This window comes from Sphingobacterium sp. xlx-130, assembly GCF_011007405.1.
Lineage (GTDB): Bacteria > Bacteroidota > Bacteroidia > Sphingobacteriales > Sphingobacteriaceae > Sphingobacterium > Sphingobacterium luzhongxinii.
The window spans coordinates 507,242-520,507 of sequence record NZ_WFKN01000004.1 but is presented as its reverse complement, the minus strand read 5'-3'; the positions used below and the strand labels follow the sequence as shown (position 1 = coordinate 520,507).

The 13,266-nt window shown below is 42.6% G+C and carries 7 protein-coding genes; 1 reads left to right on the top strand and 6 read right to left on the bottom strand.

Annotated elements, in window-relative coordinates; genetic code table 11:
* Nucleotides 1-88 precede the first annotated feature (88 nt).
* From G7B18_RS08255 to G7B18_RS08245, 3 genes are read right to left on the bottom strand one after another with little or no spacing between them, the layout of a single operon-like run.
* Nucleotides 89-925 carry a glycoside hydrolase family 16 protein gene (locus G7B18_RS08255; RefSeq protein ID WP_164122341.1) on the bottom strand — a complete coding sequence of 279 codons (837 nt, stop codon included), beginning with the start codon at nucleotides 923-925 and terminating at the stop codon, nucleotides 89-91.
* A 15-nt stretch (nucleotides 926-940) separates the two neighbouring features.
* Nucleotides 941-2,692: a DUF4091 domain-containing protein gene (locus tag G7B18_RS08250; protein WP_240452803.1), complete on the bottom strand. Its 1,752-nt coding sequence runs from the start codon at nucleotides 2,690-2,692 to the stop codon at nucleotides 941-943.
* Nucleotides 2,693-2,715: 23 nt separating this feature from the next.
* On the bottom strand, nucleotides 2,716-4,962 hold the full coding sequence (locus tag G7B18_RS08245; protein WP_164122340.1) for an alpha-L-fucosidase: 2,247 nt from the start codon (nucleotides 4,960-4,962) through the stop codon (nucleotides 2,716-2,718).
* 247 nt (nucleotides 4,963-5,209) lie between these two features.
* Between G7B18_RS08245 and G7B18_RS08240 the strand changes: the two genes are divergently transcribed.
* Nucleotides 5,210-6,607: an aldehyde dehydrogenase family protein gene (locus tag G7B18_RS08240; RefSeq protein ID WP_164108656.1), complete on the top strand. Its 1,398-nt coding sequence runs from the start codon at nucleotides 5,210-5,212 to the stop codon at nucleotides 6,605-6,607.
* Nucleotides 6,608-6,619: 12 nt separating this feature from the next.
* Here the strand turns inward: G7B18_RS08240 and G7B18_RS08235 are convergent, their stop codons facing one another.
* From G7B18_RS08235 to G7B18_RS08225, 3 genes are all read right to left on the bottom strand, one after another.
* Nucleotides 6,620-8,245: a RagB/SusD family nutrient uptake outer membrane protein gene (locus tag G7B18_RS08235; protein ID WP_164108657.1), complete on the bottom strand. Its 1,626-nt coding sequence runs from the start codon at nucleotides 8,243-8,245 to the stop codon at nucleotides 6,620-6,622.
* A gap of 11 nt (nucleotides 8,246-8,256) precedes the next feature.
* Entirely contained in the window at nucleotides 8,257-11,313 is a 3,057-nt protein-coding gene (locus tag G7B18_RS08230; protein WP_164122339.1) for a SusC/RagA family TonB-linked outer membrane protein, read from the bottom strand.
* Nucleotides 11,314-11,587: 274 nt separating this feature from the next.
* Nucleotides 11,588-13,261, bottom strand: coding sequence for a calcineurin-like phosphoesterase C-terminal domain-containing protein (locus G7B18_RS08225; RefSeq protein ID WP_164122338.1), 1,674 nt, complete (start codon nucleotides 13,259-13,261; stop codon nucleotides 11,588-11,590).
* Between the last annotated feature and the right edge of the window lie 5 nt (nucleotides 13,262-13,266).

Below are 13,266 nucleotides of genomic sequence, written 5' to 3'. Positions count from 1 at the left end.
AGTTTTTGTCGCAATCAAACACAAAAAAGCGACAGAAAGTTAAAACACTTCCTGTCGCCCCTATATCATGATTATCTTATTTCCCCTTCTATTGATACACTTTGACCCAGTCGATTTCCATCACTACAGGAAGCTGCTTTTGGTCGACTTTGCCCACCCAACTACCTCCAAGCTGTTGATCAATCAGAATAAAAAACGGTTGATCATAGGGCCATTGAGAAGGATCTACGCCCTGCACTCGGGGATAGGTAAACGTATCTTTGCCATTCAGTTGAAATACGATACGATCCGGATACCAACTTATGCCATACACATTATAGACTCCCGCATCAATAGCTGCCGTTCCATAATGCGGTGGTTTTGTCTTTTGGCCTAAATTCAATGTATAATAGGAATGCGTCGTCTGATAAATGATTTTATCAAAGTTTAGGTGCTCCATAATATCGATCTCTCCGTTTTTGGGGTACTTACCATACTTATCCAACTCTGCCAACATCCACATAGCAGGCCAGGCTCCCTGAGCACTTCCGAGTTTGGCCCGAATCTCAATTCGTCCATATTGAAAAGCAAATTTCCCTTTACTCCAGATACCTCCGGTGATAAAAGGACGCTTATCATGAACAGTATCGGGATTATTGATCCCCAGAAGATGCAACTGTCCGTTTTTTAGTTCAAAACACCTATCATCAGTACTCATGTGCCTATTCCAATCGGCTGTTCCAGCAGGTATCCTACTCCACCTATTCGTATCTAATGTACTTTCACTAAAGTCATCTTTCCAAATCAACTTCCACTCTTTCGCCTCACGCCCCTCCTTTTGAATATAGACCTGAGGGTGCTCAGCCAGTCTGTTGGATACAGAACACGAGCCTAACAGTATACTAACTCCTCCTAATATAGTATAAGTAATCTGACCTACTCTCATTCAGCTATTTGTTTTTTAATTCAATAACGCTTTAGCCATATTAAGGTCTTCATTCCAGGTCTCGGTACGTTTCGGATTATCCAATTTTTGGATGATAGTTTCCAGTGCTTTCAACTTATCCTGATCCTTGGCATCGGTCCATTTCTTACGTAATACAAGTACTTTTTCATAATCCTGAATACCTTCTAGCATCCGTTCAAAACGTATAGAGCTTCTGTTTTGCGGGTATACAACATAGGTATCTCCAGCGGGCCATGTCCGAAACCGCGAATCCTGCAATGGAGTTTCTACCCATGAATTATAGGCCCAGTGTAACACCCCATCAAAACCTGCTGCTAAAGCATACCAGGCAAGGTAGGTCGATTCCGCAGGATCAGAGAACGTAAACTGATTAGGAAAAGAGTTGCCACAATAGACATAAAATGTACTGTTCAATCCCATTGCCCGTCTATTGATTAGATCCTGTTTAGAGAAAGGGTGTCCCGAAGCGATACTGATGTCTCTGCTATCCGGAAATTTTTTGTAGGTTTTTTGATTATCCGCATACGATACACCCAATTCTGGTGCGATCTTTTTCAGCAAGGCGAAAGCTGCTTCCATCTGATCGGGTTCACGCTCATCCATTGCAATATTAGTAATCGACAACCATCCTTTTGTTTTTAGATGCGCAGAAAAATCAGTAAGAAATGGTGTCCACATTTCTTCGAAAACGGATGTTCCGGGTTTAGCTTCCACATCCACAAATTTGCCTGTAGCTTCGTCTTTGTAATGAATCCTATTATTCCATGGAATAATAGAATAACAATTGATCATTTTCTTCACACCGAGATCCATCATAAGTGTAACCCAGCGATCAAAGACGGTATAATCATATTGCCAAGAGCCATCTTTTTTCTTCTTCCAGATAATCATGTCCGCGTAAGGATCTAAGGTCTGTACATTCCAAGGATCTTTATTAAGCGTCGTTGTGATCACCTTTTGTCCTGCATCTGCGAGGCGCTTCATCACAGGCTTCAATGCCGCAAAATGCGCGTCTGACCACATCGTCAACCCTTCTACACGTGCCACGGCTGATGGATGCTGCCATTGATCCAGATGGAATGTCCACTGACTGACTTGCGGCAGTATCTCATTGATCACTTCCAATTCCAATGTCAACGTCTCGATCTTCTTTTCACCTGCTTTAACCACGACCGTACTGGTGTATATACCTCCTTCGCTATCTCGGGGGATATCCACAGTCACCCACACTGGCCGTACTTCCTTCCCCTTAATATCATAACTATCCAGGTCATCCAGCATATCCGGTGACAATGACGCCGCAAAATCCTTTGGCTTACGATAACCACAGCCAGGTCCAAACTCATCAGTCATCACGTAGCGTACAAAACGGGCTTCTGCCACATTACCTTTGATCTCAGAGCGCTTTGATGAACGAAAATCACCAACATCTAAAGAGACATTCCCGATGCCTGCGCTGGACCATAAAAGAAGCTGTGCAGAGACACGCTCACCTTTCCATCCTTTTATCAACATTTTCTTTTGCAAGGGAACCTGTGGTGCTATAGACCGTGCATAGCGCCTGTCCAGCGAAACAAAAGAACTGTTAAGTCCTGGTTTTACAGTAGACCAGTCTGAAAGCGTATCCGCCGTTGGGTCTGCCATCTCTACGAATGTCCTCCCTTTCGCAGACGTTTGCGCCTGTATTGTAACACTTTGGCACCACAGTACGAGACTTACTATTCCTATTTTTACTAAAGTCTTCAAGATATATACATTAAGTTTAGTGACTAGTTATAAAAATCCAGTTCGGCGATACTCAATGAGTTGCCTCCTCCTGTGATTTCGGTTGATATAATACGAATATAACGTGTATTCACCTTATTTCCGAATAGATGCTTTCTTTTCGAAGGATCGTTAATTAAATTACCGAATTCAAAACTCCCGGCGCCCTGCCAATTTTTACCGTCCAGACTTACTTTTAATACCCCCTTGGCCATCATCCCCTCCCCATGCTTCCGTTGGGGTGTATATGCAAATCCAGAGACATCATAGGCACGACCTAAGTCTATTTCTACAAATTGATCTGCCCCCCTAGATGGCGAATGCCAGAATGAATTTTCATTTCCGTCGATAGCTTTATCCACAGCGAACTTTTCACGCGCTCCACTACTCGACAGCACTTTCCAATCCCTCTTGGCTATACCTAAAATTTCCTCTACAATAGCCCCTCTTTGCCCATCGCTATCTATGGCCACAGCCTTTATATTATTAGTGGTAGGTAAGAAAGGTCCCGTGTACAACGGCGATTTACTCGTTGGTTCAGAACCGTCTATTGTATAATAAATACGGTATTCAGATTGCAAGTTGGCCAGCACATCTTCACCATGCGGCTTCCAGCCGAATTCGTGTCGGTGAGGTCTAATTTCGACTTTACCGTCCAAATCCGGGTGAATAGCAAGCTGAGGAGGTCCCACCGGAACCAAATAGGCTCCTACAGTTGTCAACACAGGGATTGCTCTACTTTCTAACACACGCAATCGGAATCGACTAGCCTCCACCATAGGGAATCGTAATATCCTTTTGTACCCCACATTCGTACCCTCGGCAATCTGTTTCCAGCCCCCGTCTTTCCAGATATCAATCGCGTGTCTTTCGATACGCTCCCCATTTTGCTGTACAGCCTCCTGCAATACAAAGCGATTCGTACGTATGGGCTGTGCTGTTTTAAATTCTATTGCATCCTCTTTTACTCTAAATACTGTAGCTTGATTGTCATCCAAGAGTTGTTTAGGCGCTGTTGCTTTCTGAAGGAGATTAGTAGAATATCCCTCTTTGATTCGCTTGCCCACTTCTGTCAGCACCTGCACATCTTCGTCAGAAAATCTCCCCTCACGATTTGGAGGAATATTTAAAAGAAACGTACTGTTACCCCCAACGGCCCGTTCATAAATATCAAAAACATCATCAGCACTTCGTACTTTCTGATACACATCATCTCTGTAAAACCAACCTTCACGTATAGAAGTATTGGTCTCTGCCTGCTGGTAATGAAGATATTTGGCAGAATATAATTTCTCCCGGCTTCCTAAATCTTCATCGGTGAGATCCTTAAATCCTTCCAAGCTGTGCGGGTCGGCATCATAAGGAATCACGTTCCATTCCGTCTTACGTGTAGCACCGGATTCATTACCACACCAACGGACATCCTCCTTTCCAAAAATAACAGCATTGGGTGCTAACATGTTAATTAACTCCCTCCAGGCGGCATAATTATACTTTTGCCCACCTTTTGTTTTCGGATGGGCGCCATCAAACCAGAGCTCATGCACGGGGCCATATTCTGTAAGCAATTCAAAAAGCTGATTCAGGAAATATTCATTATAATCGTCTACCTCAAACTGAAAGGTGGTTTTGTTCTCAAATGGTCTACCTTCAACCCGTCTGGGAATAGTCCGATTGGTGTATTTACTTAGATTACCGTAGCATCCCTTTTCATTTTCAATCTGAAACAGATCTGCCGGGGAAAGGTATATACCCAATTTCAATCCATACTTTTGACAAGAAAAAGACAGGTCTTTCAATATATCCCCTTTCCCATTTTTAAACCCCGTAGACATGATACCGTGATCTGTGTACCTACTTTGCCATAAAACGAATCCGTCATGGTGCTTGACTGTCAGAATCACTTTTTTCATCCCGGCAGATTTCATGGTACGGCACCATTGATCTGTATCCAATTCCTTCAGATCAAAAATACGTGGATCTTCTTTACCGTTCCCCCACTCCATTTTCGTGAAGGTGTTGGGTCCCATGTGTATAAAGGCGATGAATTCGTCCTGTAATGCCTCGTATTGCCTAGCCGTGGGCACCACGTGCGCTGCCTTTTGAATAATATCGGCCTGTGAATCAACGGCAGTAATAGCATAGGTATTCTTTGTTGGAAGTATATTTGCGACATTCTTTTGTTGAGCAAATGCGTGCCAAGAGAAGAACACTCCGCAACCCGCCCATAGTATTTGATTAAAAATTGTCATGGTATCTACTTATGTTATAAAATTAGGGCTTTCCTCAGCAATGCTTAAAAATATATAAAACAAACATTGTATTATTAAAGAATATTAACCTACTTCAAGCTTTTATTACCTTATTTTCAGCATTTTTAAAACAAAGCCAACAATTAATCAGGAAAGTGATGAAAAGTGTCAAATCAACTTGGAATTAGAGATCATAAAGCATTCAATATTAATATTAACCACTAAATTTGCTTAAAATAATTACAGTATGCAGCAGCGCGTAGATCTACTATTTCATCAACAGAAAACGTCCCGAACTTCCAACACGCTATTGGAAGTTCGGCAACGTATCCATCATTTGAAAAAACTGAAGGATGTAATCCATCGGTATGAACCGGAAATATTCAAAGCGCTGTCTGCGGACCTCCGCAAAAGTAAGTTTGAGGCGGCTGTCACCGAAATCTATTTCGTCTATTCGGAAATCGATTTTGCCCTTAAGAATTTATCACGTTGGGTTCGACCACAACGGGCAAAATCAACGGTCTCTAGTCTATTCACCAAAAATAGAATTATCTACGAACCTAAAGGAAACTGTCTGATAATAGCTCCATGGAACTATCCTTTTCAGCTAACGATGAGTCCTTTGGTTTCTGCTCTCGCTGCAGGCAACAGCGTGATTATCAAACCTTCGGAATATAGTCCTCACACTGCTGCCGTCCTCGCTACAATTCTAGACGAAGCTTTTGACAAATCCGTTGTTGCCTGCATTCAGGGGGGGCAGGAGGTTTCAGAAGCTCTGCTAAAACTACCTTTCGATCATATCTTTTTTACGGGAAGTACTCCGGTCGGCAAGATTGTTATGCGGGCTGCTGCCGAACATCTCAGTACCATCACATTAGAATTAGGCGGCAAATCTCCTGTGCTGATAGACCCGAGTGCTGACCTGGAGAAAACGGCGGAAAAGGTCGCTTGGGGTAAGCTGATCAATGCAGGACAAACTTGTATTGCTCCGGACTATGTTCTTCTCCATCACAGCCAAGAAAAAGAATTCATCCATTACTTCAGTGCTGCAGCCACTCGATTAATATATAGGGAAAATGGTATGATTGATCCAGACACTTATGCAAAGATTATTAATACCAGACATATGAGCCGACTTCAGCTCCTTTTGGAAGACGCCATCGGAAAGGGGGCAGAAGTCGTCTGGCAGGGAGACAATGATTTGGAGGATAGTATTCCACCGACATTATTGCGGAAAGTAAACATAGAAAGCCGTATAATGGAAGAAGAAATTTTTGGGCCTTTATTACCTCTAGTCACCTATACCGATCTAGACGAAGCGCTAGATTTTGTTCAGTCAAAACCCAAACCATTGGCATTGTATATATTTAGCAGCAACACAAAATCTACACAACACATCATTAAATCTACCTCTGCCGGGGGTACTTGTGTCAATGATGTCATACTCCACGTATCGAATCCACACCTTCCCTTTGGGGGAGTTAACCACAGTGGAATGGGTGGTAGCCACGGATATTTTGGCTTTAAAGCATTCTCACACGAACGTTCAGTGATGTACCAATCTCGGATTCCTATTTCAAAACTAATATACCCACCCTATTCAAAGAAAGGATGGGTATTGAAATTTTTAAAACGATGGATGTAAATTCGACTCCTCTTAATTATAGCCTGGGTTTTGAGGAAGAACGGCACCGGAATTTGCATCGATAACCTCCTGAGGTATAGGCCATAGTGGCACCATATCTTCTTTACCCGCTATAATCGCACTAGATTGCGTATTCAGTATTTTTAGCCTTCTTAAGAAGACGTCCTTGCCAAACCGGGAGAGTGTCATTCGTCGCATCTCCTCCCCTAAAAGTTCTCTAGCCCGCTCATCCAGTAAATAATCCACATTGACTTGCGATGCTTGAGCTGGAGTTGCTTTCGCACGGCCTCTTACTTCATTGATCGCTTTGGCTGCCATTGCCGGATCATTTTTTTGCAGATAGGCTTCCGCTAATAACAGGTAAGTTTCGCCAAGACGTATTTTAACACGGTCTTTCATATTTCCTTCGTACGCAGGATTGTCAGTCGTCTTTCCATAGAAAAACTTCGTTGTGGTAGCAAACACATTTCCCGATTCTTTAATAGCATTTGTGATATTCAGTTTAGTTCCATACAAAGAGCTTTTAGGGTTATTATGATACCAATCGCGCTTGATATTGTATTTGGAGTTACGTACATCATTAGTTTCATAGCTATTCAACCACCAATCATAAGGCCTTATATGTCCCAATCCACGACCACCTAAGGAATCTGCCAACAGAAAACCAGCCTGCTGCGCGTAAAAAGGAACCCAAGCCCGTTTGCTCCAATCCGTATATAAGTCCCCCCCACCTTGCGCATTATATTCCAATTGCATAGCCCAAATGGTTTCCATATTTCCAGATTTTCTATTTTGATTGTTCTCTATGAACATGTCGTGAAAATAGTCCCCTTCATTATCTTTTCCTACCCCAAACCGCTGATCATTGAGTCTATAAAATCCCGAATTGATCACTTGATTGGCCGCCCAAATAGCAGAGTCGGGCTTATTCGCCCATAGATAGGCCTCGGTCAGATAATGCAATGCTGCCCATTTAGTCAATTTACCTTCTGCAACATTCGCTGGATTCTCCGGGAGGTTCGCTGCCGCCGATTTCAGATCTTCAATCATGTGTTGTACAACTTCCATTTTAGGAGTCCTTGTAAAGTCAGTCCTTGGATCCTTTGTCACTTTGTCCACCCATGGCACATCGCCATACAAGCTGATAAGATACCTATACGCGTATGCCCTAAAATACGATGCTGTCCCTTTGACCAACATTGGGTCCTTTTGTGGATCTTTCCAATCAATACCGGTGTTGTTCAGTGCTTCCAGTATCAAATTGGCATTACCGATAAGGCCATAGGCAAACTTCCAATAATTGCGAACATACGATGAAGCCGGATTAAGCGTATAATTCGAGAAAGGGGCTAACGTAGCATCGGTACCCGTCCCTTTGATGGCCACAATATCTGTTCCTACCTGAAGTGCCTCTTGCGGGGTAGCCCCCTGACTGAAGAAAGGGTTATTCCAGGTCTGAAACTCCAGTCTCGCAAAGGCGTACAGACCAGTTAACCCTGTTTCAAAGCCATTTGTATTGGTGTAAGTATTGTCAGGAGCTTGAAATCCGCTGGTATCCTCATCCAGAAAATTCTCACTACAACCTATAGTTGTCAGAGCGGCAAGCGCTATTATTGTTATTTTATTAAGCTTCTTCATCTTCCAAATCATTAAAATTGTACATTAACACCCAACGAGAACGTTCTAGCAACAGGATACGGAGACAATACGTTCGTTGTTGTCGGATTACCTGTTACCGAACTTACACCTATCGCTTCTGGATTAAAGCCTCGTACCTTAGTAAATGTGTATAGATTTCTTCCGTTAATAAATGCACGGATAGAATTAATATTCAACCGCTCCAACTTTGCACCTGAGAATGTATATCCCAAGGACACATCTTTAATCCGCCAGTATGATGCATTCATATAGTAGCTGTGGTTGTTTACCGGCGTATAGCCTGGTGAAGGTGCTTCGTTGCTAGGGTGCTCTGGTGTCCAGTACTCCATATCCGATAAATAATTGGCTCCATTATTAGGTAAGAAGCGTTCGATGTTTCTAAAATTATCTTCTTTCGTCACGTCAAATGCGCCGTTCATAAAAATAGATAAAGAGAGGTTCTTATACGTAAAATCATTACCTATACCAAGGGTGTATGCGGGTAGCTTTTTACCCATCACGGTACGATCCGCAGCGGAGATCTTATTATCCCCATTTATGTCAGCCAGCTTAGCGTCTCCCGGCTTGGCATTAGGTTGATGCGAATTTTTGATATCATCCCCTTCTTGCCATATGCCTATGACTTTGTAATCGTAAAACACCCGAATAGGTTGTCCGATTAACCAGGCGTTCGTCAAATCATCTTTTCCATCCCCACGCAATTCGACAATTTTATTTTTGTTCCAGGCAAAAGTGACACTACTCGACCACGAGAAATTGTCTTTCACCATATTTCGGGTATTCAGTCCCGTCTCAATACCAATATTTTCGGTGATACCAATATTGCTCATTATGGTATTATATCCATTCATAACAGGTACCTGACGGCTCATCAATAGGTCTTCTGTACGAGAGGTATAGAAATCCACATTTCCACTGATTCTATCGTTCCACAGTCCAAAATCTATACCTGCATTCAACGCTTTGGTTGTTTCCCACTTCAGGCTCGAACTGCCCCTACCGTTGTAATTCATTACCAAACCATTGGATACCGGTGCTCCATCACCAAAGATGTACTCGATTTTCGATAGCCTGTTATAAGTTTGGTAAGGGCTCACCGCCTGATTTCCGTTTTTACCATAGGACACGCGTAACTTCAGATTATTGATCGATTCGCTTTGAAAGAAATCTTCTTTGGACAAAGCCCATGCAAACGCTACCGATGGGAAGAAGGCGTAACGATCATTTCGGCTAAATGCGGAATAACCATCTGTACGTCCTGTAAGCGTCAAGAAATAACGTTCTTTCAACCCGTAGTTGATACGCCCCATATAGGAAACCAATGCGGTATTGGTAATACCTGAAGAAATTTTCTGGTTCTTAGCTGCAGATCCTAGATTGTTGTAGCCGACATCGGAAACAAAGTCCTCTCCATACAGTTTAGACCATTTTTCCTGCGACTCGGAGGCACTATACAACCCGACAACATTAATTTTATGATCACCAAATGTACGGTCATACGTCAAAATATTCTCCCAGGTCCAATCGTACCTATTTTTATTATTGATCTCTCCCTTACCTCGTATTCCTTGACCATCGAATGTATTTGATCCATAATAATAATTGTCTTCCAGGTTTTCATAATTGGTTCCGAACAATGTTTTGAAACTCAAACCTTCGATAGGTAGTTTCACATCCAGAAATGTATTGGCATATACTGTACGCTTTAAATAATCTTTAGTACCCTCCTGATTCGCAAAAGGATGGTAAAATAATGTTTGCGCATACATCGGGTACATCACCATCTTCCCATTGTCATCATAGTTTTTGCCGTAAGGACTCATCTTGATCGCATTGTCTATCCCAGGCTGTACACCACTTCGATTACCTTGGCTTCCTTGCATCATAAGCCCCAATTTTAACCAATCTGTCAGTTGTTGGTTGAGATTGAGATTAAGATTGACTCTTTCAAATGGGGAGTTTTTAACGACTCCATCCTGATTCAAGTAGGAAATAGCTGCATAGTAATCCGATCTCTCTCCGGCACCGGAAAAGCTCAGCTGATGTTCGGTGATTGGAGCATTTCTTTGGAAAATCTCATCTTGCCAATCTACCTCTATTCCTTTTTGCCATTGTTCCAATACATTGGCGAACAAGTACTTTTCAGGATTTAAATCATCTCCAGTCTTACCTTTTGCACGTTGGTAATCCTTCAGGTATTCAATATATTCAGCACCATTCATTAAATTAAGACGTCTCTCGACGTTCTGTATTCCTACATAACCGTTATAATTAATCCTCGGTTTCCCGGCCATTCCCTTCTTCGAGGTAATCAGGATCACCCCATTCGCTGCACGCGAACCGTAGATTGCTGTAGAAGAAGCATCTTTCAATACGGAGATACTCTCGATCGAATTGGAAGCAATATCTCCCAAGGAGCCACTAAAAGGAATTCCATCCAAAATAATCAAAGGGTCGTTTGAGGCTGAAATAGAATTTTCACCACGCACAGACAATGTTGCTGTTGTTCCGGGAGCAGCGTTGCCGGTATTGATATTAAGTCCCGCAACTCTTCCTTGTAATTTATCCACGATATTAGGAGCACCTATACCTTCCAACGATTTCGTTGATATGGTCGAAATACTCCCCGTAAGGTCCGATTTCTTCTGGGCACCATATCCCACAACGACCACTTCTTCGAGGTTTTCTGTATCCGATATCATCTCTACATTCGTTGCGGCAGATGCCTTTAGTTCTTGATTTTGATAACCTATCGATTTAAACACTAAAATTACGTCCATCGAAGATACCTTGATCTCGAATGCGCCCTGTTCATTGGTCGATGTCGATGCTGTATTTCCCTTTTGCACAACGGTAACTCCGGCCAACGGCTTCCCATCCGTATCCCTCACGGTTCCCCTCACAACCGCCTGCATCAACTCCGAGAAAAAGGAAGCATTATGCGCTTGTACAAGGTTAGGTACAGCCAAGAAAAAGGCGGGACTGATCAGGATTAAATTTTGGCATAGATACCGTCTTCCCTGTGTCTTTATAAAACGTCTTATCATAAGATTGTGGTGTATAATGTTGACACAAGTATAAACCATAACCCAGCCCTTTCAAATGACAGAACAGTAGACAATCGATTGCATTAACTACGAAAACGTTTTCTTTCTGAGTTAACGATATGACTACAGCATATTTTTGTTACAGAAAAAAAATCCTTTTATACTATTTCGGCACGTTATTGGATATCATTTCCGTATTCATAATTTAGGTTAATAATTGGTTAGTTAAAATGCCTGAAGCTCCCCGCTTCAGGCATTTTTTTGTAGTTCTATTTTACATCATCTTAGTCGAGAATTCTTTTGGTCGCACCATAGATTCTTTATAAACATTACCAAAGCGGTCTGTCACCTTGATATCCAGCGTACTGTTTGCCGACGAGGCCGTTGCCTTAAAAAAATGGGCGGACTTTGAAGTCACGAAACCCTTCGACGGGGTCGCATTATCTTGGAGACGCATCGCTGCATAAGACACGATATGCAATGGATCATAGGCTTGTACCCGCGTCACCTTCAGGGGTACACCATTCTCCGTTACATTTACTTTCCATTGCGGGTCATACCCCCAGACATTAATCAATACCTCATTTTTATTGCTCGCGACCTCATAACCGTTGGTGTAGTTCTTTAACTTGGCATCGGTACTATTCGGTGCAAACTTAGCCGCCGTAATTTTAACTTTATTCAGATCATAGGCTCTAAATTGATAATCTCTAGACTTGTCAATTCCTTTATAGTACCAATCGATATTCCGTTCCGACATGTTCCAGACCATATATCCGCCGGGCGAACCATCCTGCGAAATGTGATTACCAGTATAGCCATTTTTGCCGGTCCACCACCATGTAGCACATACCGCAGCAATATTATGTTCCATTAGATTGGGTGTATTTTCGACTGTATAGTTTACATGCGTATGACCTGTCAGTACCTGAACCCTTTTAAATGGGGCCAATACCGTCAATAATTCTGAAGCATTATCCAATCGCTGGGTAGCAGACTGGTCCGCTTTAGGGGCATTATTAAGTTGCACATGCATAGCCAATACAATAGGCGTGGATTTGTCCTGTACCGTCTCCAAATCTTTCTTCAACCACTCCATCTGATCCTCCAGCACTCGGGCTTTATAATTACGTTCGCCGATTTTGCCCAGCTTTCCACCTTTATTCAAGTACTCCACGTTATCCAACACCACGTAATGTATCTTTCCAATGTTAAAGGAATAATAAGTAGGGCCTATATATTTGCGGTAAGCAGCTCCACTATCCCAATCTCCCGCTATGTAGGGATCATTATCGTGATTGCCAATCGTATTAAATACTGTCGTATTCAGTTTGTTCATCTGTAAGACATATTCCGGTAGGGCGAAGGATCTTGAATACCAATAATTATCCCAAGACAGGTCACCCAGCGTCAACCCATAAACCTTTTTACCTTGCGCACGAAGTTCCTGAATACTGCCATTTACATCTTTCACAAATCGGGCATACTGCGACAGATCGTCCGTTCGATCAGCCAGATGAAAGTCTGTCATCACCACGACACTGTGATTGTCATTACGAACAGGTGTCAATTCAAAATCTACAACTTCGACCACTTCGCGACTTGCTTGCAGATACTTAAAAAACTGCGGCAGATTGCCTACGGTATTCACTTCATAATTGCCCGGAATCGAAATAAAGATATAGCCCTGTTTTTTCCCAGAAGCCAGATAGTAGATACCATTTTCATCCGTAGTGGTCACTTCTACCCCATCCGAGACCGCAACGTTGGCCAGCCCTCTTCCTTTGGCATAAACCCTTCCTTTTACTGTAGCTCCTTCTTTGTCGGGGATGGATACCGCAAGCATCTTATCTGTAGACTTAACAACACGCTGCGAACAGCTTATCGCAAAAGATGCGACGAATAGGCTTAATGCTATCCAGAGTACAAAGGGACGAAATGTGTTCATATAGT

What these genes read in the sequence shown, in the direction of transcription:
- G7B18_RS08225 (WP_164122338.1), bottom strand. Translation starts at nt 13,261, where the DNA reads ATGAACACATTTCGTCCCTTTGTACTCTGGATAGCATTAAGCCTATTC.
- G7B18_RS08245 (WP_164122340.1), bottom strand. Translation starts at nt 4,962, where the DNA reads ATGACAATTTTTAATCAAATACTATGGGCGGGTTGCGGAGTGTTCTTC.
- G7B18_RS08240 (WP_164108656.1), top strand. Translation starts at nt 5,210, where the DNA reads ATGCAGCAGCGCGTAGATCTACTATTTCATCAACAGAAAACGTCCCGA.
- G7B18_RS08235 (WP_164108657.1), bottom strand. Translation starts at nt 8,245, where the DNA reads ATGAAGAAGCTTAATAAAATAACAATAATAGCGCTTGCCGCTCTGACA.
- G7B18_RS08255 (WP_164122341.1), bottom strand. Translation starts at nt 925, where the DNA reads ATGAGAGTAGGTCAGATTACTTATACTATATTAGGAGGAGTTAGTATA.
- G7B18_RS08230 (WP_164122339.1), bottom strand. Translation starts at nt 11,313, where the DNA reads ATGATAAGACGTTTTATAAAGACACAGGGAAGACGGTATCTATGCCAA.